Source organism: Bacteroides coprosuis (assembly GCF_020741705.1).
Lineage (GTDB): Bacteria > Bacteroidota > Bacteroidia > Bacteroidales > Bacteroidaceae > Bacteroides_E > Bacteroides_E coprosuis.
The window spans coordinates 1-21,983 of the sequence record NZ_DYYK01000032.1 but is presented as its reverse complement, the minus strand read 5'-3'; the positions used below and the strand labels follow the sequence as shown (position 1 = coordinate 21,983).

The window sequence follows — 21,983 nt, the reverse complement described above, 5'->3', positions numbered from 1 at the left end:
AAGATATGAAGAATTTTAAAATTTTAATGAATGGGATAATTAATGAGAATCCTACCTTCGTACTCCTACTTGGTATGTGCCCTACTTTGGGTACAACTTCTTCAGCTATCAATGGTATGGGTATGGGGTTGGCTACTATGTTTGTTCTAATATGTTCAAATATGGCAATCTCATCAATTAAAAACCTTATCCCTGATATGGTGCGTATTCCTGCTTATATCGTAGTTATTGCATCATTTGTAACCGTATTGCAGATGGTTATGCAAGCTTATTTACCAAGCTTGTATTCCTCGTTAGGGCTATTTATTCCATTGATTGTTGTAAACTGTATTGTATTAGGTAGAGCAGAAGCTTTTGCTGCTAAAAATAATCCCATCGCATCTATGTTTGATGGTATGGGTATGGGATTAGGTTTTACGATTGCTCTTACTCTTTTAGGAGCTGTTCGAGAATTAATGGGTACTGGAAAAATATTTGATATGCCTATTTATGGAGAAGAATACGGTATGTTGTTGTTTGTATTGCCTCCAGGTGCATTTATCGCTCTAGGCTATCTTATCGCAGTTATTAATAGAATGAAGAAAGCTTAATCTTCAATACTAAAGCAAAATAAATTATGGAATATATATTAATATTTATCTCGGCCATATTTGTGAACAACGTAGTGTTGTCACAATTCTTAGGTATATGCCCTTTCTTAGGGGTATCGAAGAAGGTAGAAACAGCTTTAGGTATGGGAGCAGCAGTTACTTTTGTGCTAACAATAGCAACTGTAGTAACATTCCTTATTCAGAAATGGATGTTGGAACCATTAAGCTTAGTTTATCTTCAAACGATTACATTTATTCTGGTTATTGCAGGTTTGGTTCAGATGGTAGAAATCATCTTGAAGAAAGTTTCTCCTGCACTTTACCAAGCATTAGGTGTGTTTTTACCTTTAATTACAACAAACTGTTGTATTCTAGGTGTTGCCATACTTGTTATTCAAAAAGATTTTGATTTGCTTACTGGAGTAGTTTATGCTTTCTCTACAGCAATCGGTTTTGGTCTAGCACTAGTTATATTTGCTGGATTACGTGAACAGATGAGATTGGTTAAGATTCCTGCAGGAATGAAAGGAACACCTATCGCATTAATTACTGCTGGTCTATTGGCTATGGCTTTTATGGGCTTTGCAGGCGTTGTTTGATCAAGAATTTTAGTTGGACACAATAAATTGTGAAGGAGCTGGTGCGTGATGCATCGGCTCTTTTTTTTAGATAGATACGAATAGTGACTCTCTTATAGCAATATTATTAATTTGCTGTGCGTATTGATGGGGAGTGAGGTGCAAATTATTATACATAACAAATAGTTTATGATTCATAATAAGATAAGAGATGATGCATTCTATTTGAATTTGATCCCATCCAAAAGGAGAATCTTCCAATAAGCTCATAAGTTTGCTTATTGGCATTTGCTCTTTATAGCTAACTCCTTCTTCTTGTAGGAGCTTCTCTACTAAATTAATTGCCGAACGAAATATAGGGTTGTTTTCACTAGAGAATAGGCTGAGCATAGCATTATCTGGCGAGATAATTGTTTCTAGATACTCTTCATCTAATTTTAATTCAGATAATAGCTTTTGATACGGAACTAAACTCTCAATGAGTTGGGGAAAATATTTATGGAAATAAGAATCTATATTCTCGAAAACAATACTAGGAAGCCATTCTTGGTTGTAGAAAACTCTTGCTGTTTGTAAGAGAGAACTAAATCGTTGCCTTATTGAATGGAATAAATCCTGTAAATCATCATGTACTCGATAAGAATCATATTTTTCATACTGTAAAAAGAAAGCAACATCTCTTTCAAATAGATCGTCATTGGGCCATAAAAGAACAATCTCTTTTCTATTATCTGAGGTATTTAGAGTGTCTTTTTTAGGAAGTGAAAGTTCGATTTGTATGGAAAATAAGCTGTCTGTTTCTTGTTTATAGTTTTCCCAAAGAAAATTTTTAAGGTAAAGAGAGCAGTTACTTTCTCTAAAAAGAAGGTAAGAGAGGAAATGTTTCATTTCATCTTCACTAATAGATATATTCCGTATTGCATCCAAATCAAGAGTCGTATTTTTCATCTTTTGACAATTTAAGGCAGAAGTATCCATCTGTATTCTATACGAATATAAAGCTTAATTTAACTTGTTGCTAATAAACTGCTTTAGTTTTTTTATCTTGCATATAAAATTTAAAAGTATGAGTAACAATTTAGAAAAGGGATATTTTCATATTTATACAGGCGATGGAAAAGGGAAGACTACTGCTGCTTTTGGTTTAGCTGTACGTGCTCTGTGTGCTGGCAAAAAAGTTTATATTGGTCAGTTTGTGAAGAGTATGAAATACAATGAAACGAAGATAGAACAGCTTTTTGATCAGGTAAAGATAGAGCAGTTTGGTGATGGCTGTTTCATCTTCGAGAAGCCTAGCCAGACAGATATAGATATGGCTCAAGAAGGATTGAAGCATTGCGCTGAAATTTTGAAGTCAAATCAATATAATGTGGTCATATTAGATGAGGTAACAATTGCTTTATACTTTAAATTGTTTTCTACAGAAGAGTTGATAAAAGTAATAGAAGATAGAAACCCTGAGGTAGAAGTGGTTGTAACGGGAAGATATGCCCCACAGGAGTTGATTGACAAAGCTGATCTTGTTACAGAGATGAGGGAGGTAAAGCATTACTACACACAAGGTGTGTTATCTCGTGAAGGAATTGATAAATAAACAATAGCTTACACTAAAATAAGACGATGAAAAAACACAGTATTTTACTAGCATTGATGCTAGTCTTTTGTTTGCAGATAAGAGCTCAAAATCTGAGTGAATACCCTAACTTTGAACGTTATCAAGCTACAAACAGCGAACTACACAAATTAGAATCTTATCCACTTGTGGTTTTTATAGGGAATTCCATTACGGAAGGTTGGACAAATCAGCATCCCGATTTTTTTACGGCGCATAATTATGTAGGAAGGGGAATAAGTGGTCAAACTAGCCCTCAAATGCTTCTGCGTTTTCGCACAGATGTAGTGGCCTTAAAGCCCAAGGTTGTTGTCATTAATGCAGGAACAAATGATATTGCTGAGAATACTGGGAAGTATAATGCTTCTTATACTTTAGGAAATATTCAGTCCATGGCCGAGATAGCCAAAGCAAATGGTATTCAAGTGGTGCTAAGTTCGGTACTCCCAACTGGAAAGTTTCCGTGGAAAGAAGAAATAAAAGGGGTGAGTGCTCTAGTTGATGATTTAAACAAGCATATCAAGCGTTATGCCTTTGAGAATAATATTCTATACATTGACTATAATTCCTTAATGAGAGACTCGGAAGGGGCTATGAGAGCAGATTTAAGTGAGGATGGAGTTCATCCGATAGGCAAAGGATATGATATAATGGAAAATTTAATACAGCCCACTCTTGACAATATTCTCAGTCACTAATTATTTTATTTGATTGTGTAATAAAAAGAAAAAGGATGATATTGCGATATCATCCTTTTCTTTTGAGCCTCTTGTCGGATTCGAACCAACGACCCCGAGATTACAAATCACGTGCTCTGGCCAACTGAGCTAAAGAGGCTTTATTTCTGTTTTGCGATTGCAAATGTAGTAGCTTTTTTATTAAATGCAAACTTCTGTAATAAGTATTTTTGAAGTATTTTTTAGGCTACTTTATTATCTGTTTGAATATCAGTAAAATAATTGTAAAATAAAATTTAAGTTATTTCTCAATAAGAGTATAATAGATGTGTGCAATCCTACAAATGAAATGAAAATACTTTCTCTTTTCGTTTTATCACGTATCTTTGTGACTATTATATAGGAATAAAAACAGAGAACTATGGATGATATTGAACAAGCGATGATGGGAGGAATTAATTTCAAGGCAGGAAAAGATGAAACTGTAGAAAGCGATCGCCCTGGAAAAGTAAAGACAAAAGCTAAGAAAGCTACGTATATAACAGGTTTACATAAGTCGGACTCTGCTAAAATGAAAGCAGATATACGAAAGAAACGTGCCGCACGTAAAAGTCAGCAGAGAGGAAAAAAGAGTAGGTAAAATATTCCTACTCTTTTTTATGTTGTTGATCAATCCACCAATCAATCATTCTCCTTGCTATACTAAGTTTTTGAGGTAAAGTAGGGAGGTTCTTGATATTGAAAAATGCGGCATTTCTCAATTCTTCTTTTTGAATACATATCTCACCCGATTCATATTCTGCTGTAAAGCCTACCATTAAACCCGAAGGATAGGGCCAAGGCTGATTTCCAAAATAGTTGATATTCTTAATATCCAGTCCCGTTTCTTCTTTTACTTCTCTCTTAACAGTCTCTTCAAGAGTTTCTCCTACTTCAACAAAACCTGCTATCAGCCCATAAAACTCTGATTTGAAGTTGTGAGCATGGGCGAGTAATATTTCGTCTCCTCTTTGTATCAGCACAATTATTGCTGTTTGAATCGGTGGATATTGCTCTTTTCCGCAATGAGGACATTTTTTCATAATTAGAGTTTTCCTCTTTGTTGGAGTTCCACATGCTGGGCAATACCGAGTATTCTTATCCCAAAAAATAAGCTGTTGAGCTACGCCAGCAGCTTGATACATCCATAGGGGTAGATGGTAGAATGATTCACGTAGTGAAATGAGTTGATATTCAGAATGCTGATTTAGTGGCTCTTTTAATTCAAATGCTGTGCATGCATACTTAGCATGAAAAGTGTATTCATGGATTTGAGAATCCTTTGGCTTAGGTATATCCACTTCTGGTGCAAAAGGGATTGAAACCAATCCCTCTTTATTTTTTTGTACCAGAATGCTATTTTGAAAAAAAATGAACCACCATCTTTTACCTTGGTAATTCATAACTTAATCCATTGCACTAGCATCGAATGATAAAGGAAGCAAATCTGCTATTCCTTGGCATTCATAAATTTCTTTTTCTCCGTAAAGCAATATACGTATAGGTTGTTTATATCTTTTTTCTGTCTCAAGAACAACTTGTCTACATGCTCCACAAGGAGGAATAGGCTGTGCTAAATAAGAACCTTGATTGTAAGCAGCCACGGCTAATGTTTTAACAGGCTGATCTGGGTATTCTGAGTTAGCATAAAATAAGGTTGTCCTTTCGGCACAGGTGCCAGAAGGGTAGGCTGCGTTTTCTTGGTTACTACCTGTTACAATTGTTCCATTAGCTAATTGTGCAGCAGCTCCAACAGCAAAATTAGAGTAGGGAGCATAGCTTTTTTTACACGCATCTTTAGCTTTTAGAACTAATTTTTGATCTGCATCAGATAGCTCATCAAAATGATAAACTTTAAAAACTGATTTAATAGTCAGATTTTTCATATATTTGATAGTATATTATTGCATTAAGCGATTTATACAAAGTTAGAAAAGAGATTGGTAATCACAATTTTTTTTATGTAATTTGTATTCATACATATACACTCAAACTATCTCCATATGCGGTTTGTTCAAGTTAAGCTATTTATTTTACTACTATTAGTATGTCTGCCATTTTCAATGATGGCACAGAGTTATAAACAAAAAAATCTTGATTATATTAATAAATATAAGGATTATGCGATAGAAAGCATGAATGATTATAAAATTCCTGCTAGTATAACCTTAGCCCAAGGTATCCTAGAAAGTGGTTCAGGACAAAGTACCTTAGCAAAAAAAGGGAACAATCACTTTGGTATTAAATGTGGACGTAACTGGAAGGGCAGAAAGTCGTATCATGACGATGATGCTCGCGGTGAATGTTTCAGAAACTATCGTTCAGCGAAAGAATCGTATGATGATCACTCTATATTTCTAGCCAATGGACCACGATATGCATTCCTCTTCGATTTAGATATAACCGATTATAAAGGTTGGGCAAGAGGGCTTAAAAAAGCAGGTTATGCTACCGATCCTTCTTATGCGAATAGACTAATCTCTTTAATTGAAGAATATGAGCTTTATCAGTATGATTCAGATGCATCAAGAGGATGGTTCCGTGTACGAAAGAGCAAAGCTGCTGCTGAAGCTGAAAATGCACCTATAATCAAGCATCAAGTTTACTTGTCAAATGATTTAGCGTATGTTGTGGCTCGTCGTGGTGATACTTTTAAAACCATAGGAAAAGAGTTTGATATCAGTTGGAAGAAGCTTGTAAAATACAATGATCTTCATAAAAGTTATACTTTGACAGAGGGAGATATCGTTTATTTACGCTCTAAACGTAAAAAGGCTTCCAAACAATATAAAGTATATACTGTAGAAAATGGTGATTCTATGCATTCTATCTCTCAAAAGTTTGGTATCAAATTAAAGAACCTATATAAGATGAATAGAAAAGATCCCGACTTTGTTCCTGAGGTGGGAGATCCATTGAGATTGAGATAAAATTATTTTATTATATATAGTAAGGTCTATCTAGCTATCTAGGTAGACCTTTTTTATTCTAGTAAGAGGATATTCTAACACCGATATGTCATTGTCATGTCGGTGTCATCGTATCATCATGTCGGTGTCATGATGATACGATGACCCTATACAAAAGGTATATTGGGGTTGAAGTAGAAGAAGAAAGTTAGGGCTATTTGGGGGGAAGAGATGAGCATTTATGCTATACTCTAAATTCTACTAAATAATCATAGATAGTAGTTGTGTTATACCCTAAAATATCTTTAGCCTTCGCATTTGATAGCGCAGTAAAAGGAGGGCGTGGGATAGCATTAAAAGCAGAATTACTGATTTCGGGATGGATTAAACAAGAGTCTTTACCTAGTAGTTTGGCGATATAAAGCCCCAATTCATAAATACTGAATAGTTCTGACCCGCAGATATGAAATATTCCTTTTTCTTCTTTTTCTATGAGCAGATGTATGCCTTGGCAGATATCTCCAACATAGGTAGGAGTACGCCATTGGTCACTTACCAAATGAAGCTCTTCGTTATTACTCAATTTGGATTGAATGATTTCCACAATATTAGTATGCTGTCCATCCTTGGGCTTGCCATAAACAACCGCTACTCTTGCTATCGCATAATGTGTCAAGTGTTTCTGGATCCATTGTTCTGCCTCCAACTTTGTTTTCCCATATTCATTGATAGGGGCAGGAATGTCTTCTTCTGTATATGGAATCTCTCTCTTTCCATCAAATACAAAATCGGTAGAGAGTTGGATAAAATGAATGGCCAGCTTTTTGGCTACTGTACCGATAGTCTTTACTGCTTCAACATTTACAGAGTAGGCTTGTGAGGGGTTTTCCTCACATTGCGGAATGCCAGAGATTGCTGCTGTATGAATGATAACATCTGGTTGAATCTTCTGAATATAGGCTATTACGTTTCCCGATTCCGTTAAGTCTAATCTTTGATATTCATATCCTTGTGTAGGGTATTTATCTGTACTATTCGAGGTGGCAAAGAGTTCGTAAGTCTTTTGTTGCATGAAATACTGTAGAAGGTATCTGCCAGTAAAGCCATTCGCTCCAGTAATGAGTATTCTTTTCATTGGTTTCATATTCATTCATATTACCATGAAGGTCCGTATGGATTTTCTTTTCTTTGTACTTCAAAGCGAACACTAAATCCGCTTGAAGATTTTAGTTCAAAAGCTCCGTGAAAATCATTTTTCTCCCAAGGAAGTGCAGAGGGATTTGGTCTTCTATATCCTTCAGCATTATAATCACCCGATGTTGTCATTCTCCATTTGTCATTGATTCGAAATGTAGCCGAATTGATAGGTGAAGAAGTAGGGCTATTAAAAGGATGATATCCCCAGCCATAACCAGAGTTGGTTCCAAAGGTAGTAATGGGTGTTACACCATAGATAGCCTTACTCAAATCAAACCCCATTTTCTCTGTAAAGTCTTCATAAGGAGCTATCTTTAATTGAGATAAATCGAGCTTCGGTAAAAACATCGGTTGGGCTACAGCCTTGTTTAGATCGAGGATAAAGCCTCCAAACTCTTGGTAGGTTGCCATCTTTTCGGGCTCTGTATCGATCTCTATAACTGGCTTTTCATTCTGAGCAAAAAGAGCTACAGTAGTGATGCAAGTCATTATGAGTAAGGTTAATATCTTTTTCATAATTTTGAGTATATCAGTCTGTAAGCAAATATAACTAAGTTTGAGCTAGACGTCAATTAAATTCTTGAATAGCTACTATATTTAACAAATATCAGCAAGTTTGCATAAACTATCGTTTAATATTCGTAAGTTTACGCTTTAGTATTACTCAACTTATAAAAAAATACTCCACTATGAAAACGGATATTGAAATTGCGCGTAGTATCAATCTTCAAGAAATCAAGCAAGTGGCTAAAAATGCTAATATTCCTGAAGATCGTATAGAGAATTATGGGCGTTATATCGCAAAACTTCCGCTCGACTTAATCAACGAAGAAAAAGTAAAGAAAAGTAATCTAATATTGGTTACCGCCATAACTGCAACTAAAGCAGGTATTGGTAAAACCACTGTGTCTATTGGTTTGGCTCTTGGGCTACAAAAAATAGGCAAGAATGCTTTTGTTGCTCTTCGTGAGCCCTCATTAGGACCCTGTTTTGGTATGAAGGGGGGTGCAGCTGGAGGTGGTTATGCTCAAGTATTGCCTATGGAAAAGATCAATCTTCACTTTACAGGTGATTTCCATGCGATAACTTCTGCTCACAATATGATATCTGCTCTATTAGACAACTATCTTTATCAAAATCAATCATCGGGTTTTGGTCTGAAAGAAAATCTTTGGCGCAGAGTGCTCGATGTAAACGATCGTTCTTTACGCAACATTGTTGTTGGCTTGGGTGCTAAAAGTAATGGTATAACTCAAGAAGCAGGGTTTGATATTACTGCGGCTTCTGAAATTATGGCTATTCTTTGTTTGGCTACTAATGAAAAAGATTTGAGACGTCGTATAGAAAATATTCTTTTGGGATATACCTATGATGACAAACCTTTTACTGTTAAAGATTTGGGCGTTGCTGGTGCAATCACTGTATTACTTCGTGATGCTATTTATCCCAACTTAGTACAAACCACAGAAGGTTCTCCTGCATTAGTTCATGGTGGTCCGTTTGCTAATATTGCTCATGGATGTAACTCTATTGTGGCTACAAAAATGGCAATGAGTTTTGCTGATTATACAATTACAGAGGCTGGTTTTGGGGCTGACTTAGGTGCAGAAAAGTTTTATGATATTAAATGTCGTAAGAGTGGTTTACAACCTAAACTAACTGTGATTGTAGCTACTGCCCAAGGTTTGAAAATGCATGGTGGTGTAGCTTTAGATAAAATAAAAGAACCCAACTTGGAAGGGTTGTATCATGGCTTTGCCAACTTAGATAAACACATTCGCAACCTTCGTTCTTTTGGTCAAACTGTGGTTGTTGCATTTAATCGCTTTGCTACTGATTCTGATGAAGAAGTTGATGCGATTAAGAAACACTGCGAAGAACTAGGTGTGGGTTTTGCTATTAATAATGCCTTTACTGATGGAGGCGAAGGTGCGGTTGAACTAGCTAAATTAGTAGTTGATACGATTGATAAGAAGCCCTCAGAACCGTTGAAATTTGCTTATAAAGAATACGATACAATAGAAGAGAAGGTAGAAAAAATTGCTACTCATATTTATGGTGCTAAGTCGGTTCAATATACCAACAAAGCCCGTAAAATGATTAAGCTAATTAATAGTATGGAGCTTTCTCACTACCCTGTATGCATTGCTAAAACACAATATTCTTTCTCAGCAGATCCTTCAGCTTATGGTGCTGCGGATGGTTTTGAGTTTGAAATTAGTGATTTTGTAATCAATAACGGAGCAGAGATGATTATAGCTATTGCAGGTAGTATGATGCGTATGCCTGGTTTACCAAAATCTCCTCAAGCTCTACGTATTGATGTAGTAAATGGTGAAATAGAAGGATTGAGTTAAAAGATAAATCCTAGAGTGAGCCCCATTTGCTGAGCGGGTTTATAGTGATCTATAAAACGTCCCGACCAGTTGAGCTGGGTAAATAAACTCACCTTTTGAGATATTAAAAATGGCAGGTCCCAGCGTATTGACGTATGGCCTGCTATTTCGTTTTTAGATACCAATGTCATTTGCTGTTCTATTAATGGACGTATCGGATTATCTTCTTCCATTTCACTCATCACAATAGAGTGGCTTAGATGAGGAATAATATCTACTTGTGCCTTCCAAGTTAATGCTCCTGTATTGAACTCTTTGCGAAGCGTGGAGAGTAACTTTATATTTAGCACTTGTTTCTCTAGTTTTCTGTTAGGAAGATCATAACTTTCTTTTAGACTCTGAAATGAAAGTTGAGGCTCTATAACCCATTCCAAATTCTTTGTGCTGAAAGAAGTTTGCCAAAGTCCTGCTATTCCTACTTTAAGGTATTCTTGATTATAAAGTTGTTCTTCTCCAATCTTAGGAAGTGTTCTTCCTTGAGGTTTACCATAGAGATAGTCGGTTCCTTCTTTCGTGTTGATTTCTCCCACTAATTTCACAGCCCAGTGGGTCGCTTGAAATCCCGCTGTACCTTCCAATAAATAGCTTTGCAAGCGATTCATAGGTATATTGCTCCACTCGGATATTCGCTTATCTACTTTTGTATGTATCCAACTTGTGTGGGCAAACCAACCTCTTTGATTTTGAGGTTGAAAGTTGAGATTAGCTCCGTAACTGATGCCATCAAACTGTACTCCATAAAACGTTCCATCGAAACGCATAGATCGCATTCCTAAACCTGTAAGATGATAAATAGGAGTAGTAAGGTGAGAGGAGAAAAACTGAATGGTGTTTTGTTGTTTGTAATTTTGAAAATAGAACCCCATTCCAACTAGATAATGCTTTTTAAGCGCTTGGCTAATACCTAGTTTGAACTCTAAATCGGATACAATATTTTTGGGACGTGGATCTTGACGTTTATAACCTATTTCTGCCCTATAATTGAGCTCTAAACCCAATGTGAGTTTGGACTTAAAATGGTGAAGATATCCCCCTTGAAATTGATAAGTCTCCGAGTAAAATTGACCTCCTATAGTATCTGCCAAAACATAAGGAGCTATTTTCTCATAGTCGGAAGTATTATTAAATCGAAGTCCCTTTGTTGTTTTATTTTGATAACTAGCTCCGCCCCACACCAAAGAGTTTGCACTGAGTTCTCTAAGTGTGTGAGCAGAGATAGAGTAATGACGATATTTCTCACCCTTTTGCCAATTGATGGGTTCACTTTCACGGTAAGTTTGTCCATCTAGTTGGATAGTTGAAATAGAAGTTTTGGCACTGTAGTATCTCAATGCGGGATTGTGCATGTATAAATCTCTCATAAACTGATTGGCAGGTTGCTCTATCAGCCATTTTTTTTGAATGAGAGATAAACTATCCTTCTCTGTGGCTTTACCTCCTACAGAAAGACAGATCAATAAACTGAAAAGTGAGAAATATCGTATATTCATAAAAAATACCTATTAATATTATTCTGCAACACTGGGAGTAGCAGTAGGAATAAAGTCTTCTTTTGAGTTATTGGTATCTTGCAATACTCTTCTTCCGTCTGCTTCTTGATAAGCCACTTTACGTTGTACCGATTTACCACTACGGTTTGGATCGTTGCTATCGTTGCCACAGTAGGTATAACTAGCATCTAGTGAGCTATCTGTAACAATCCACTCATGTTCATCCTGAGTAGATACATTGACAGCATCAATGATCCATTCATTTGGAACGAAGTAAGCTTTGCGTTTGATATTTATTTGAGAATCTCCCGTATCATAGATAAAAGAGTACTCTTTTTGATTCTCGGCTAAGAAAGTCTCCTTGTCTTTACCCATGCGTAGGATAGCATAAGCACGGTTGCCTTGCATATTTAGAATCCAGATTGTAAGTGTATAACTGTATATTTTGTCTAGATTGGGAACTTCGGGGTTGTCGGTATCTTGAATTTTAGGGTTGCTAGACTCGTCAAACCACTCAAAGTCTGCATTAGAAAAATCGAAAGAATTAGGATTTACCTCCTTATGATTTATTGCTTTATCACAGATAATAATAGATTCACCGGGCAGAACGGGGTGATCTTTACCCGATCCAGGAACAGCATATAGTGCCTGAACAGCAAACTCTTCTGTCATTCTATTTGGTGTAATATCTTGATACATATTGGTTGCAAAACTAGACTCTGCAATAGTCAAGCCATCAGCATAAAGAGTTTCATCGGAGTTGTTGGTGATTTTAAAGTATTGATCGCCCAAGTATCCTCTTTTAGAATTAGGATATAAACTGCCAGTATAGAAGATCTCTTCAATTACAAAATTTCGTTCAGTAGGCAGAGGCAACACATTAAATTCTATAGATGTATCTTTATTAATTGTAGTATTTTCCAAATAACCTTTGAGTATTCTCTCTTTTCCATCTAGCTTAGCTTTGGCTTCAAAAGAGAGATTGTAGAGTCCACTTTTAAGATGTGCTATAAAAAGATTATTTTCTTGAAGTTCTACGTCATAACTAGTTGTACGGCGAGAGTTTATTTCAAAGGCAGATATTTTGGTATCATAAAGTTTTGCTTGTTTAAACTCCTCAGGCAAATTCACCTTTGTATTGACTAGATGTCCCGATTGGGTAACTTCTGTGTTGGAATCATTATCACTACATCCCACCATAGCCAGTAGAAGAGTGAATAAGAATAGGGGTAATAATTGTCTCTGTTTCATAAAAATAATATTTAAAATTTTAGATTGAGTTCCATACCAAAGTAGGGGTATAGTGTACGATACACTTTAGCTCCGTTGATATTGTAGCTAGGTGTATAACTAAGTATTCGGTTCACGAATAAGGCTATATCTACGGTCTTGCCAAAAGATTTGTTGGCTTTGAGATTAATAATCGATTCATGTTTCATGCGATTACGGGAGGTTTGATTCTCCCTTAGCTCCAGCTGCTTGAGATAAGGATCTTGTGCAGATTCTTCTGTGTAGGGATGTACAATGCCATCTATTCCTACATAGCTTTTGGGAGTGCCACTACGAGGATAAAAGAGTGATTTATCTAGCCATGTACTTTGTAATGTGGTAGAGAAAGTTAAACCCAAACTGGGTATCTGTGTATCAAGCATTAAATTGGTACTTAATTCTTGATATTCTCTCTTTTCATTCCAATCGTAATAGCCCAGATAAGGAAGAGCTTTATTATCTATAATTACCTGTGCATCATACCACAGGGGAGTACTATTATTGTAAGAGGTTTTATACCAAGCTCCATTCAGTGTTACACGCGTATTTATGGTCTTAAAACGAGGAGTACTGAGTTGAAACTCTATTCCTTCTTTATCTAGTCTAGCCCCATTGCCCGTAGAGCCAATAGTGGTCATCTCTTTTTCTTCTGTATAGGGCAAGTCTGCTGGGTTTGGCTTCGCAGTTATATGACTATTATCAATGCCAGAGGTATCGTATTTTCGATAATCCATAATGGCATACGTATTAATGCCTCTGAAACCCGTTGTCGTTTTTTCTCGGAAGTAAGTTGCCGAAAGTCGATAATTTCCCCATGAAATATCAGTCCTGATTTCCCATTTCGCATTGCGATTTGCTTTTAAGTGATAGTTTTCTCTATCATAAATATGTGTATTGAGAATCAATCGCCTGTAATCCGAATTATTGTGATAATAATTGAGCTCGGGTAAATCCAGATACAACTTATCGGGGTATAACTGAGCTATAGTAGGTAGTTTTGTTAGAATACCCCAGCCCAATCCTATTTTCCAATTGAATTGATGTTTGCCTAGAGGTAGGTTGAGGATATCTCCCAAAAGGTTGATACGAGGGTCCCAGTGAATTTTATTTTGTAAATCGTACTGGTTGTTTAAGCCAGTAAGAGCAATAGCACGTACACCTGCCTGAATATCCAATTGATGCTTTTCTGAAAGTGATATACTTAAATTGTCTTCTAGATAGGCAGAAAGAACTTGAGAAGCAGGAATATCTTTGTATGCCCTTGGGCGAGTGGTCATCAGAGGAGAAGGAGGACGTTGAGTGTCATAAATGCTACCTTTTCCCTTGTTTTTATTGTACCGATAATCAGCACCCACACTAATGTCTTGTTTCACTCCCTTAAAATCGGCTGCCCATTCACTATTCAGTTGGATATAGCCATAAAGAGGTTTGCCATCAATCTCCAACTGTGATACATAATGATTGGGAAGATAATAAGCATCGTGTGGACCTTCTTCTTTGCTGTTTGGAATAGCAGAAGGAACATTGAGGAATACTTCCTTGGTTTGTTTAATTTTATCAAACTGAGCACTTAGACTCGGAGAGAAAGAGATGCTCTGTAAACCTTGAGTGTAGTAGGTGGTAAATTTGAGTTGGTTGTTGAGGCTCAATCTTCTAACAGACGATTTATATCTATCCTTTGTAAGATCAACCTCTGGATCTTTCTTTTCTTCATCAAAAGTACCACTAAAATCGAAAGAGCTATTCCATTTCAATAATCCTTGGGCTAAAGCATATCTACTAGTAAAACGAAGTGAAGAGGTAATTCGCTTAAAGTTCTCCATGCTGTTTCGGGGATCTATCTTAGAGTCGAAATAATCTAAATCGAGATTAAGTACACTATGGTCATTCATATCTATACCCTTACCCATATAAAAGAGTTTGCTATATTGATCGGCTTTAAAGCGAAAACGGAGAGGGGAAGCCTCACTTTTTCTTTTGATTTTCACCACCCCCGTTGATACATCCCCATACTTTACCGAAGGGATACCTCTAATGATTTCTACAGACTCTATATTGTCGGTAGAGAGTGTGCGCATGTCAATTCCTTTTGATGTAATATCTCGTTTTTCATTCGTTTGTAGTCCTGTACCAATTGTTTGCAAATTAGCATCTCCAGAGAGGGGAATATCATCTACAACGAAAGAGGTTCCTAAAGAAGAAAAATCTGAAAAAGAGCTAGTTTTATTGGCTTCACGAATACGAATTAAATTGACATTACCCATTTGTGGATCGATAGCTTTTCCTCCAGGGAGTAACGAGAGTAAATCCGTAAAGCTACTTGGTTGGAGATGCGCCATAGCCTGCGTATCAATTTTTGAAGAGCTAGTCATCCCTTTCGACTCTGATGCCGTAACAATAACTTCCTCCAAAACTTTATTATCGGGATTTAATTGGATGGTGAGCGATTTTTTATTATCTAGCATAACAGAAACCGTTTGAGATATATATCCTATATAGCTGATTGTTAATTGATATTCTCCTGGCAATTCTTCTATATAAGCTATACCTCGAACATCGGTAAGAGTTCCTTTCGTCTGTTCTCCTATTTTATATAAGATAGATGCACCCACTAAAGGTTCTTTGGTTTCACTATCAATCAAATCGATTCTTTGCCGAATTCGATTAGCATTTGTAGCAGTAGCCACTTCATAAAAACATAATCCTATAAGAGAGAATAGAGTTATGATGATGTTTGATTTCATTCTTGTGTTGTATAGTAAACTTTCCAAACACAAAGATAGAGGGTTGGTAAAAGAACATCAATGCCCAATTTTAGGTATTATTGAGCTCAGAATCACTAATTATAGGTATAGACTTTGATGAGGCTTGTTTGTAAATTTGTGACATAATTCATTGAACAAAACTAAAATATTTAAAATGAAAGTAAGAAAACTGTCAGGATTAGTATTAATGTCCTCTGTACTTGCATTATCTGCATGCGGAAATGCTAGTCAGTCTAAATCAAGTCAAACAACTGCGCAAACTGAAAATGTGCAAAAAGAGGCTACAGCCTTAGAAGTAGATCTATTACTTGCTCAAGCAGCTACCTTAATTAATCAAGAGGTTTCTGTAGAAGGGGTATGTACCCATATTTGTGCACATGGTGGTAAAAAAATCTTTTTAATGGGTAGTGATGATACACAAACCATACGAGTTGAAAGTGGGAATCTGGGTGCCTTTAAAAGTGAATGTGTGAATCATATAGTTACCGTAAAGGGTGTTTTGAAGGAAGACCGTATTGATGAAGCCTACTTGCAAGCATGGGAGGCACAACTGAAAGAGTCTGCCGAAAAACATGGAGAAGGAGAGGGTTGTACAACAGAGAAGGTAGCTCGAGGTGAAACAGCTAATACTACCGATACCCGTATTGCCGATTTCAGAGAACGAATAGCGAAGCGTGAAGCAGAAGAGGGTAAGGCTTATCTATCTTTCTACCATATTGAAGCGACAGATTATGAAATTCAGTCTTAAGGAGTTTCGAAAATGGTGCCGTTTTATTCATAGAGATTTATCGTATTTCTTTGCAGGATTAATCTTGATTTATGCTATTTCTGGAATAGTAATGAATCATAGAGATACCATTAATCCTCATTTTAACCTATCTACTTATCGATATACGCTGCCAGAAGCTATTCCTAGTCAAGATAAAATCACAAAAGATTTTGTATTGAAATTACTAGAGAAGCATCATGAAGAGGGAAATTATACGAAACATTATTTTCCTGAGGCAGGTATGATGAAGGTCTTCTTAAAAGGAGGATCTAATTATCATTTGAATATCAATACTGGTGATGTCTTGTATGAATCCGTTAAACGTCGGCCTATAATTGGTGCTATGACGAAATTACACTATAACCCTGGTCAGTGGTGGACTCTTTTTGCCGATGCTTTTGCTATTGCATTAATTGTGATTACTGCTACAGGTATGTTTCTTGTCCGAGGAAATAAAGGACTATGGGGTAGAGGAGGGATAGAGTTTGTTTTAGGATTGCTCATTCCACTCGCCTTTCTTCTATTCTTTTAAAACAAATTCATGGAAAATATTATTGAATGCAGAAATCTTACGCATTACTATGGTAAACGTATGATTTATGAAAACCTGTCATTCCAAGTTCCTAAGGGCCGTATTTTAGGGCTCTTAGGAAAGAATGGCACTGGAAAAACAACCACTATTAATATACTAAGTGGTTATTTAAAACCTCGTGCTGGGGAGTGTCTTATATTTGAGGAAAATATCCAAACGATGGATCCTACACTTCGTCAGCATATTGGGTTATTAATCGAGGGTCATGTACAATATCAATTTATGACCATTGATGAGATTGAGAAGTTTTATAGCTCATTCTATCCCAACTGGAAGAAAGATGCGTATTACGGATTGATGGAGAAGTTGAAAGTTGCTCCAAAGCAAAAGATCTCTCGGATGTCGTGTGGACAACGTTCGCAAGTTGCTCTCGGCTTAATCCTAGCTCAAAATCCAGAATTACTTATTTTGGATGACTTCTCTTTGGGATTGGACCCTGGATATCGTCGACTATTTGTAGATTATCTCAAAGATTATGCAGATGCTGAAGGGAAAACCATTTTCCTAACTTCGCATATTATTCAAGATATGGAAAGGCTGATAGATGATTGTATTATTATGGATTATGGAAGCATCTTAACCCAACAGCCCATTCAGCAGCTTCTTTCAACTTTTAGAAGATACAGCTTCGATCTTCCCGAAAAGAAAGAATACCACTTGGAAGATAAAAACTTCTATCATCCCACTCAGTTGCGACAGCACATGGAAACTTATTCTTTCTTAAATCCTGATGAGGCTGTAGCCCAACTAAACAGCTTAGGTATTCAAGCTCATAATGTGAAGGCAGAGTTTCTAACCCTCGAAGATGCCTTTATTGGTCTAACTGGTAAATATTAATTATTATGTTGAAAGCTATATTTTATAAGGAATGGATTAAAACACGTTGGTATATTCTTTTAGCAGCACTTCTATCGCTAGGTTTTAGCTTATTTAGTCTTTTTAGAATCTCTCGTATTTTAGTTCTAAAAGGAGGAGCTCAGCATCTTTGGGAGGTGATGTTGCAAAAGGACACCGTCTTTGTTGAGTTGTTGGAATATATTCCTTTACTGGTCGGCCTGGTATTTGCCATTGTGCAGTTTGTGCCTGAGATGCATCACAAATGTTTGAAGTTGACACTACATTTACCCTATAGCCAGCAAAAGATGACCTTATCTATGCTGTTATATGGATTTATAGTACTGTTTCTTTGTTTTTTAGTAAACTATACTTTGTTGTATTTCTTTTTCTCAAGTTATTTTGCTTCAGAATTAGTAAGCATTATTTTCACCACCCTTACACCTTGGTTTTTGGCAGGGTTTGCAGCCTATCTTTTTACTGCTTGGATCTGCTTAGAACCCACATGGCGTTATCGCATAACCAATTCTATTATGGCAGTATTACTCCTGCGTATATTCTTTTTGTCCACTACACCAGGAGCCTATGTAACATTTACCCCATACCTTGTAATCTTTGTAATACTCTTATTTCCACTTTCGTGGTTATCTATCAAGCGATTCAAAGAAGGTAAACAAGATTAAATAGATCATTTATGTATAAATTTAGTAAACTAATATATGCCTTGCTATTGGTCGTTCTGATAGTTTGGCTGCTCCCTTGGTTCTATGAATTTGCTTTGTTTAAGCCAGAGTCTAGTCCGTTTACTCTCTATAGTAGAGTAATTGATGACTTTGTCTTTACCGAAGTCAACGCAGAAAATCAATTGATTCGCAAAGATTCCAAGGGCAATGAATATACAGCAAAGGAATTTGATAATATATTGCCTTTGTTTTATGCCCGTCAGCTTATCGCCGATGCTCGTTTCCCCGATTCAATAACAGGTGTACCGGTTTCACCCCAAGAAGTTCAGATTCATAATTTTGTGTTCCGTTCTACGCCTTCCGAGATTAATAAACCGTCAAAAGGGTTATACTTTTTATTGGAAGCTATGTCGGGTAGAGTTGATTTGTCAATGCCTTCTGATGTGTTTCGTATCACATCTTCGGGTATAGAGTTTGTTGAGATGGAAAATAATGCCATTGATAAAGAGAAAAGTAAACTTTTTACCGACTTAATGTTGAAGAAAGATTTTGTTTTTCCTGCAAAATTGATTGAAGGCAATCCCTCTACTCGCAAAGATTATGATGAAGGATATCTGTTGACGGATCAAGAAAATAAGTTGTATCATCTGAAGATGCTGCAAGGCAAACCTTATCTTCGTGTAATAAACCTTCCCGAAGGTTTAAAATTGACTAAGCTCTTTGTTACTGAGTTTAGAGGTAAACGCACTTTAGGGTTACTTGTAGATGAACAACATAAGCTCTATGCACTAACTCCCGATTATTCTATAAAGCAAGTTGAAGTTCCTAGCTTTGATCCTAATAAAGAAGTTATAACTCTTTTTGGAAACTTGTTTCACTGGACAGTTCAGGTTACAGGCGAGGGTGCTGACCGCTTTTATGCAATCGATGCGAAAGATTATACGCTTATTAGAGAGTACATCTACAAAGCCAAGAATTATAGTTTTGCAGACCAATACCGCAATGTTTTAATGCCTATCCGATTAACCTTTACATCGGGTTATGATAAATTTGTGAAACCACGTATCAACGAATAATCACATCATTTATAGATATAAAAGAGAGAAAGTAGGAGATTTTAACCTCTATGCCTTCTCTCTTTTTCTTTCCTTGTTTGGCGAGAAGATATTAAAAATAAAAGGGAAAGATAGAATTTAAATTCTATCTTGTACGCAAGATTAACGAGAAGACTTAATACAGATGACTATGAATAAGATAGAATATGCCAAATACCTAAAAAGCCTAATGGATGGACCCGAGATTGATTTGGATAGCGATGAATTAGCAGATCAGTTTTATGGTTTCTTTCAATGCTTTATGCCAAGAGGAGAGGGTATCGAGAAGATATTTGAACCCCTGCGACAAGGTAAAGAGCTTTTGCAACGCTTAATTCTAATTTTTGAAGTAACACATCAAAAGACCCAACGCTTATTGGATAATGGGGTAATGCCAGGTTATTTTTGCCCTGAGGCCGATTGTAGTGAAGAACTATTGAAAAAGTTGGGGGAACAGTTTATTCAAGATTTAAGAAAGGCTAATTCCTTTTTCAAAGAACCAGGCTTAGGAGAGTTACTCGCTAAAGTGACTGAAATAGAAATCATAGATGATGAACCCGAAGTGAGTGATAACTATTTAAATGATTATTTATCCGACGTAATATCAGATTGGGCTATTGCTAATGAGGATGATGCTGATTTAACCTCTTTATTGTGTGAGGCCTATTATTCCATTAATTGTGATAACTACCTAGGGTACTATTTGAGATACCCCATATTTAAAAAGAAGCCGAAGAATGATTTTTTAAAGAGCTATTATGAGATTTGGAAACACGGCTATTATTGTATCTTCGACGCTCACAAGCTTATTATTTATTCTTAAAATAGAAGATTGATACAAAAAGATTCCCCTCCTTACACTGTTCTTTAGTGTAGCGAGGGGAATCTTTTTTGTACTCTATAATTCTAAAAAAACTCCCCACTAAAGAGTGGAGAGTTTTAAAATAGTATCCTAAAATGGATTATTTGATTTCTGGATTATAGTCTGTTTCCTTTATTGGAGTAACGTATACCCAGTTATTATTTTGATCAGGAGCAATAGTTCTTGCTAAAGTAGATGGATATTGATCATATAGGTCATCACTGATTTGTTCTTTTTCGTTTTCCTTATTTTTAATATCTTTAAAGGTGTTTCTAACTCTAGAATCACCCCAACGTTTAAGGTCAAACCAGTCAAAGCCTTCACCCCAAAGTTCGATGAAACGATAAAGCTTAATTTCTTCAAAAAGATCTTTACCTGTAGCAGTACATTTGTATTCAGGGTCACGAGGTTGTACTAATTCATTCATAAGTTTTTGAGCTTCGGTGTCTTTTCCTAACTTATGTAACGATTCAGCTTCTATAAGATACATTTCAGCAGAGCGGAAGTTATTTAAATTTCCTACTCCGGGTTGTTCTGTTACTTTAAATTTAAATTGCATGTATTTATAAAGCTTTGCATTTTTCTGTAATTCAGGGAATAACTCTCTGTATTCCTTGTTTAATGCTATATCATCAGGATTTTTGTTATCACCTGTTAGAGCTAATTGGCCACTATTTACAGGAATATAGTCTTTTCCTGGATTTAAGAAAAGATTTTTTCTTAAATCTGTATCAGGAATTTTATTGTATAAAACTCTAGAGATACAGCCAGGAGTATTTCTTACTGCACCCGCAGTGGAATTATAGCCTATATAAGAGTGGAATGAGTAATAATATAAAGTTTCATCTGGTGCATTATAGCAGCCCCAAATCCATTCAGAATTAGGTGTATTAAACCCACTTTTATAATCATCATTACTCATAAGAGGAAAATCTTTGCGAGCCAATTGAGCATATTTTGAAGCACTAGTAAAATCTTCTTTATTGAGTGCAGCTCTCGCATAAGTAGCATAGGCTACATTGATATTAGGCTCATAAAAATTGTTTTTTTCTCTCTCCATTTTTGATGATTCAAATAGTTGTATGGCTTCATTCAAATCTGTGTAAATTTGGGTATAAATATCAGCTAGAGGACTTAGAGGAAGAGGCTCTTTACCTGAATTAACTCTTAATACAAGAGCTGGTTGAGAACCATTATCTGAGTCTTTCCAGCGCTGGCCATAAAATTGACAAAGCTGTGTGTATGCATAGGCTCTATATGTTAATGCTTGAGCCTTGATAAATTGTCTCTCAGCTTCTGTTCCTACAGCATTATCTATTTGCTCAATTAAAGGATTTGCATTACCTATTAACATGTAATAGTAGTGCCATGGATAATTGGTATAAGATGCATCATTAGAGTTTACCCACATAAAGTTTTGCGTATTGGCCCATCCAGGTAGATCTTTATAAAAATATTTTCCTGAATAATTACCATAATACATCTTAATGGTACCCTCTCCGTTAAATCCTTGACTTTGGTATTGTTTAATCATCAACTTCGCTAAACCATTAATAGCCACTTTAGCATTATCAGTTGTTGAATATAGCGTATTAGGGCTAGTGGATGATGTGGGAGTTGTATCTAA

Annotated in this window: 22 protein-coding genes and 1 tRNA gene; 13 read left to right on the top strand and 10 right to left on the bottom strand. The window is 36.2% G+C overall.

The features are described 5' to 3' along the window. Window positions 1-5 precede the first annotated feature (5 nt). Window positions 6-590 (top strand): RnfABCDGE type electron transport complex subunit E, encoded by a 585-nt coding sequence (locus tag K8V80_RS02100; RefSeq protein WP_006745400.1) that lies wholly within the window; start codon window positions 6-8, stop codon window positions 588-590. Window positions 591-616: 26 nt separating this feature from the next. Beyond that, window positions 617-1,189 (top strand): electron transport complex subunit RsxA, encoded by a 573-nt coding sequence (gene rsxA / locus K8V80_RS02095; protein ID WP_006745399.1) that lies wholly within the window; start codon window positions 617-619, stop codon window positions 1,187-1,189. Between the two features lie 66 nt (window positions 1,190-1,255). Here the strand turns inward: rsxA and K8V80_RS02090 are convergent, their stop codons facing one another. Then, the gene (locus tag K8V80_RS02090) at window positions 1,256-2,116 is read right to left on the bottom strand and encodes a hypothetical protein (RefSeq protein ID WP_276775112.1); all 861 of its coding nucleotides are present in this window, start codon (window positions 2,114-2,116) and stop codon (window positions 1,256-1,258) included. Window positions 2,117-2,234: 118 nt separating this feature from the next. On the opposite strand from K8V80_RS02090, the gene cobO reads away from it, so the two are divergent. Both cobO and K8V80_RS02080 read left to right on the top strand, forming a co-directional pair. Beyond that, window positions 2,235-2,762 carry a cob(I)yrinic acid a,c-diamide adenosyltransferase gene (gene cobO, locus K8V80_RS02085; protein WP_006745397.1) on the top strand — a complete coding sequence of 176 codons (528 nt, stop codon included), beginning with the start codon at window positions 2,235-2,237 and terminating at the stop codon, window positions 2,760-2,762. Window positions 2,763-2,788: 26 nt separating this feature from the next. Next, window positions 2,789-3,478 carry a GDSL-type esterase/lipase family protein gene (locus K8V80_RS02080; protein WP_276775109.1) on the top strand — a complete coding sequence of 230 codons (690 nt, stop codon included), beginning with the start codon at window positions 2,789-2,791 and terminating at the stop codon, window positions 3,476-3,478. Window positions 3,479-3,543: 65 nt separating this feature from the next. On the opposite strand, the gene K8V80_RS02075 is transcribed toward K8V80_RS02080, so the two are convergent. Next, window positions 3,544-3,617, bottom strand: a tRNA-Thr gene (locus K8V80_RS02075). Between the two features lie 261 nt (window positions 3,618-3,878). Between K8V80_RS02075 and K8V80_RS02070 the strand changes: the two genes are divergently transcribed. Next, window positions 3,879-4,097: a hypothetical protein gene (locus K8V80_RS02070; protein WP_006745395.1), complete on the top strand. Its 219-nt coding sequence runs from the start codon at window positions 3,879-3,881 to the stop codon at window positions 4,095-4,097. Window positions 4,098-4,104: 7 nt separating this feature from the next. On the opposite strand, the gene nudC is transcribed toward K8V80_RS02070, so the two are convergent. Together nudC and cdd are read right to left on the bottom strand one after the other, a co-directional pair. Beyond that, window positions 4,105-4,899 carry an NAD(+) diphosphatase gene (gene nudC, locus K8V80_RS02065; protein WP_276775106.1) on the bottom strand — a complete coding sequence of 265 codons (795 nt, stop codon included), beginning with the start codon at window positions 4,897-4,899 and terminating at the stop codon, window positions 4,105-4,107. Between the two features lie 3 nt (window positions 4,900-4,902). Further along, window positions 4,903-5,382, bottom strand: a complete 480-nt coding sequence (cdd, locus tag K8V80_RS02060) for a cytidine deaminase (RefSeq protein WP_276775104.1) — start codon at window positions 5,380-5,382, stop codon at window positions 4,903-4,905. A 177-nt stretch (window positions 5,383-5,559) separates the two neighbouring features. Between cdd and K8V80_RS02055 the strand changes: the two genes are divergently transcribed. Further along, a complete protein-coding gene (locus K8V80_RS02055; protein ID WP_276775125.1) occupies window positions 5,560-6,426 on the top strand; it encodes a glucosaminidase domain-containing protein in 867 nt (288 codons plus the stop codon). A gap of 223 nt (window positions 6,427-6,649) precedes the next feature. On the opposite strand, the gene K8V80_RS02050 is transcribed toward K8V80_RS02055, so the two are convergent. Together K8V80_RS02050 and K8V80_RS02045 are read right to left on the bottom strand one after the other, a co-directional pair. Further along, window positions 6,650-7,549: an SDR family oxidoreductase gene (locus K8V80_RS02050; protein ID WP_006745376.1), complete on the bottom strand. Its 900-nt coding sequence runs from the start codon at window positions 7,547-7,549 to the stop codon at window positions 6,650-6,652. Window positions 7,550-7,560: 11 nt separating this feature from the next. Beyond that, complete coding sequence (locus K8V80_RS02045) at window positions 7,561-8,118, bottom strand: hypothetical protein (RefSeq protein ID WP_157450736.1); 558 nt, start codon at window positions 8,116-8,118, stop codon at window positions 7,561-7,563. Between the two features lie 173 nt (window positions 8,119-8,291). Here K8V80_RS02045 and K8V80_RS02040 point away from each other — a divergent pair, with 173 nt between their 5' ends. Further along, complete coding sequence (locus K8V80_RS02040) at window positions 8,292-9,959, top strand: formate--tetrahydrofolate ligase (RefSeq protein ID WP_276775101.1); 1,668 nt, start codon at window positions 8,292-8,294, stop codon at window positions 9,957-9,959. Here the strand turns inward: K8V80_RS02040 and K8V80_RS02035 are convergent. From K8V80_RS02035 to K8V80_RS02025, 3 genes are read right to left on the bottom strand one after another with little or no spacing between them, the layout of a single operon-like run. Next, window positions 9,956-11,488: a DUF6850 family outer membrane beta-barrel protein gene (locus K8V80_RS02035; RefSeq protein WP_276775099.1), complete on the bottom strand. Its 1,533-nt coding sequence runs from the start codon at window positions 11,486-11,488 to the stop codon at window positions 9,956-9,958. The two genes, K8V80_RS02040 and K8V80_RS02035, sit on opposite strands and share 4 nt — an antisense overlap. Window positions 11,489-11,506: 18 nt before the next feature. After that, window positions 11,507-12,739, bottom strand: coding sequence for a DUF4876 domain-containing protein (locus K8V80_RS02030; protein ID WP_276775098.1), 1,233 nt, complete (start codon window positions 12,737-12,739; stop codon window positions 11,507-11,509). Between the two features lie 11 nt (window positions 12,740-12,750). Next, entirely contained in the window at window positions 12,751-15,501 is a 2,751-nt protein-coding gene (locus K8V80_RS02025; RefSeq protein ID WP_276775096.1) for a TonB-dependent receptor, read from the bottom strand. Between the two features lie 175 nt (window positions 15,502-15,676). Here K8V80_RS02025 and K8V80_RS02020 point away from each other — a divergent pair, with 175 nt between their 5' ends. The 6 genes from K8V80_RS02020 (at window position 15,677) to K8V80_RS01995 (ending at window position 20,317) form a co-directional block, all read left to right on the top strand. Next, complete coding sequence (locus tag K8V80_RS02020) at window positions 15,677-16,270, top strand: hypothetical protein (protein ID WP_276775095.1); 594 nt, start codon at window positions 15,677-15,679, stop codon at window positions 16,268-16,270. Next, complete coding sequence (locus K8V80_RS02015) at window positions 16,254-16,823, top strand: PepSY-associated TM helix domain-containing protein (protein WP_276775093.1); 570 nt, start codon at window positions 16,254-16,256, stop codon at window positions 16,821-16,823. Before K8V80_RS02020 ends, K8V80_RS02015 begins: the two co-directional genes overlap by 17 nt. 9 nt (window positions 16,824-16,832) lie before the next feature. Next, entirely contained in the window at window positions 16,833-17,720 is an 888-nt protein-coding gene (locus K8V80_RS02010; RefSeq protein WP_276775091.1) for an ABC transporter ATP-binding protein, read from the top strand. Between the two features lie 5 nt (window positions 17,721-17,725). Next, on the top strand, window positions 17,726-18,400 hold the full coding sequence (locus K8V80_RS02005) for a hypothetical protein (RefSeq protein WP_276775089.1): 675 nt from the start codon (window positions 17,726-17,728) through the stop codon (window positions 18,398-18,400). 11 nt (window positions 18,401-18,411) lie between these two features. Next, window positions 18,412-19,476, top strand: a complete 1,065-nt coding sequence (locus K8V80_RS02000) for a DUF4857 domain-containing protein (RefSeq protein WP_276775087.1) — start codon at window positions 18,412-18,414, stop codon at window positions 19,474-19,476. Between the two features lie 169 nt (window positions 19,477-19,645). Beyond that, window positions 19,646-20,317 carry a hypothetical protein gene (locus K8V80_RS01995; RefSeq protein ID WP_006745365.1) on the top strand — a complete coding sequence of 224 codons (672 nt, stop codon included), beginning with the start codon at window positions 19,646-19,648 and terminating at the stop codon, window positions 20,315-20,317. A gap of 139 nt (window positions 20,318-20,456) precedes the next feature. On the opposite strand, the gene K8V80_RS01990 is transcribed toward K8V80_RS01995, so the two are convergent. Beyond that, window positions 20,457-21,983, bottom strand: a 1,527-nt coding sequence (locus tag K8V80_RS01990) for a RagB/SusD family nutrient uptake outer membrane protein (RefSeq protein WP_276775084.1), incomplete at its 5' end; no start/stop codon positions are given.

Coding starts and splice junctions, on each gene's coding strand:
- cdd (WP_276775104.1), bottom strand. CDS start 5,382: ATGAAAAATCTGACTATTAAATCAGTTTTTAAAGTTTATCATTTTGAT.
- nudC (WP_276775106.1), bottom strand. CDS start 4,899: ATGAATTACCAAGGTAAAAGATGGTGGTTCATTTTTTTTCAAAATAGC.
- K8V80_RS02100 (WP_006745400.1), top strand. CDS start 6: ATGAAGAATTTTAAAATTTTAATGAATGGGATAATTAATGAGAATCCT.
- K8V80_RS02045 (WP_157450736.1), bottom strand. CDS start 8,118: ATGAAAAAGATATTAACCTTACTCATAATGACTTGCATCACTACTGTA.
- K8V80_RS02025 (WP_276775096.1), bottom strand. CDS start 15,501: ATGAAATCAAACATCATCATAACTCTATTCTCTCTTATAGGATTATGT.
- K8V80_RS02035 (WP_276775099.1), bottom strand. CDS start 11,488: ATGAATATACGATATTTCTCACTTTTCAGTTTATTGATCTGTCTTTCT.
- K8V80_RS02050 (WP_006745376.1), bottom strand. CDS start 7,549: ATGAAACCAATGAAAAGAATACTCATTACTGGAGCGAATGGCTTTACT.
- K8V80_RS02015 (WP_276775093.1), top strand. CDS start 16,254: ATGAAATTCAGTCTTAAGGAGTTTCGAAAATGGTGCCGTTTTATTCAT.
- cobO (WP_006745397.1), top strand. CDS start 2,235: ATGAGTAACAATTTAGAAAAGGGATATTTTCATATTTATACAGGCGAT.
- K8V80_RS02005 (WP_276775089.1), top strand. CDS start 17,726: ATGTTGAAAGCTATATTTTATAAGGAATGGATTAAAACACGTTGGTAT.
- K8V80_RS01995 (WP_006745365.1), top strand. CDS start 19,646: ATGAATAAGATAGAATATGCCAAATACCTAAAAAGCCTAATGGATGGA.
- K8V80_RS02010 (WP_276775091.1), top strand. CDS start 16,833: ATGGAAAATATTATTGAATGCAGAAATCTTACGCATTACTATGGTAAA.
- K8V80_RS02020 (WP_276775095.1), top strand. CDS start 15,677: ATGAAAGTAAGAAAACTGTCAGGATTAGTATTAATGTCCTCTGTACTT.
- K8V80_RS02040 (WP_276775101.1), top strand. CDS start 8,292: ATGAAAACGGATATTGAAATTGCGCGTAGTATCAATCTTCAAGAAATC.
- K8V80_RS02030 (WP_276775098.1), bottom strand. CDS start 12,739: ATGAAACAGAGACAATTATTACCCCTATTCTTATTCACTCTTCTACTG.
- K8V80_RS02070 (WP_006745395.1), top strand. CDS start 3,879: ATGGATGATATTGAACAAGCGATGATGGGAGGAATTAATTTCAAGGCA.
- rsxA (WP_006745399.1), top strand. CDS start 617: ATGGAATATATATTAATATTTATCTCGGCCATATTTGTGAACAACGTA.
- K8V80_RS02055 (WP_276775125.1), top strand. CDS start 5,560: ATGATGGCACAGAGTTATAAACAAAAAAATCTTGATTATATTAATAAA.
- K8V80_RS02000 (WP_276775087.1), top strand. CDS start 18,412: ATGTATAAATTTAGTAAACTAATATATGCCTTGCTATTGGTCGTTCTG.
- K8V80_RS02080 (WP_276775109.1), top strand. CDS start 2,789: ATGAAAAAACACAGTATTTTACTAGCATTGATGCTAGTCTTTTGTTTG.
- K8V80_RS02090 (WP_276775112.1), bottom strand. CDS start 2,116: ATGAAAAATACGACTCTTGATTTGGATGCAATACGGAATATATCTATT.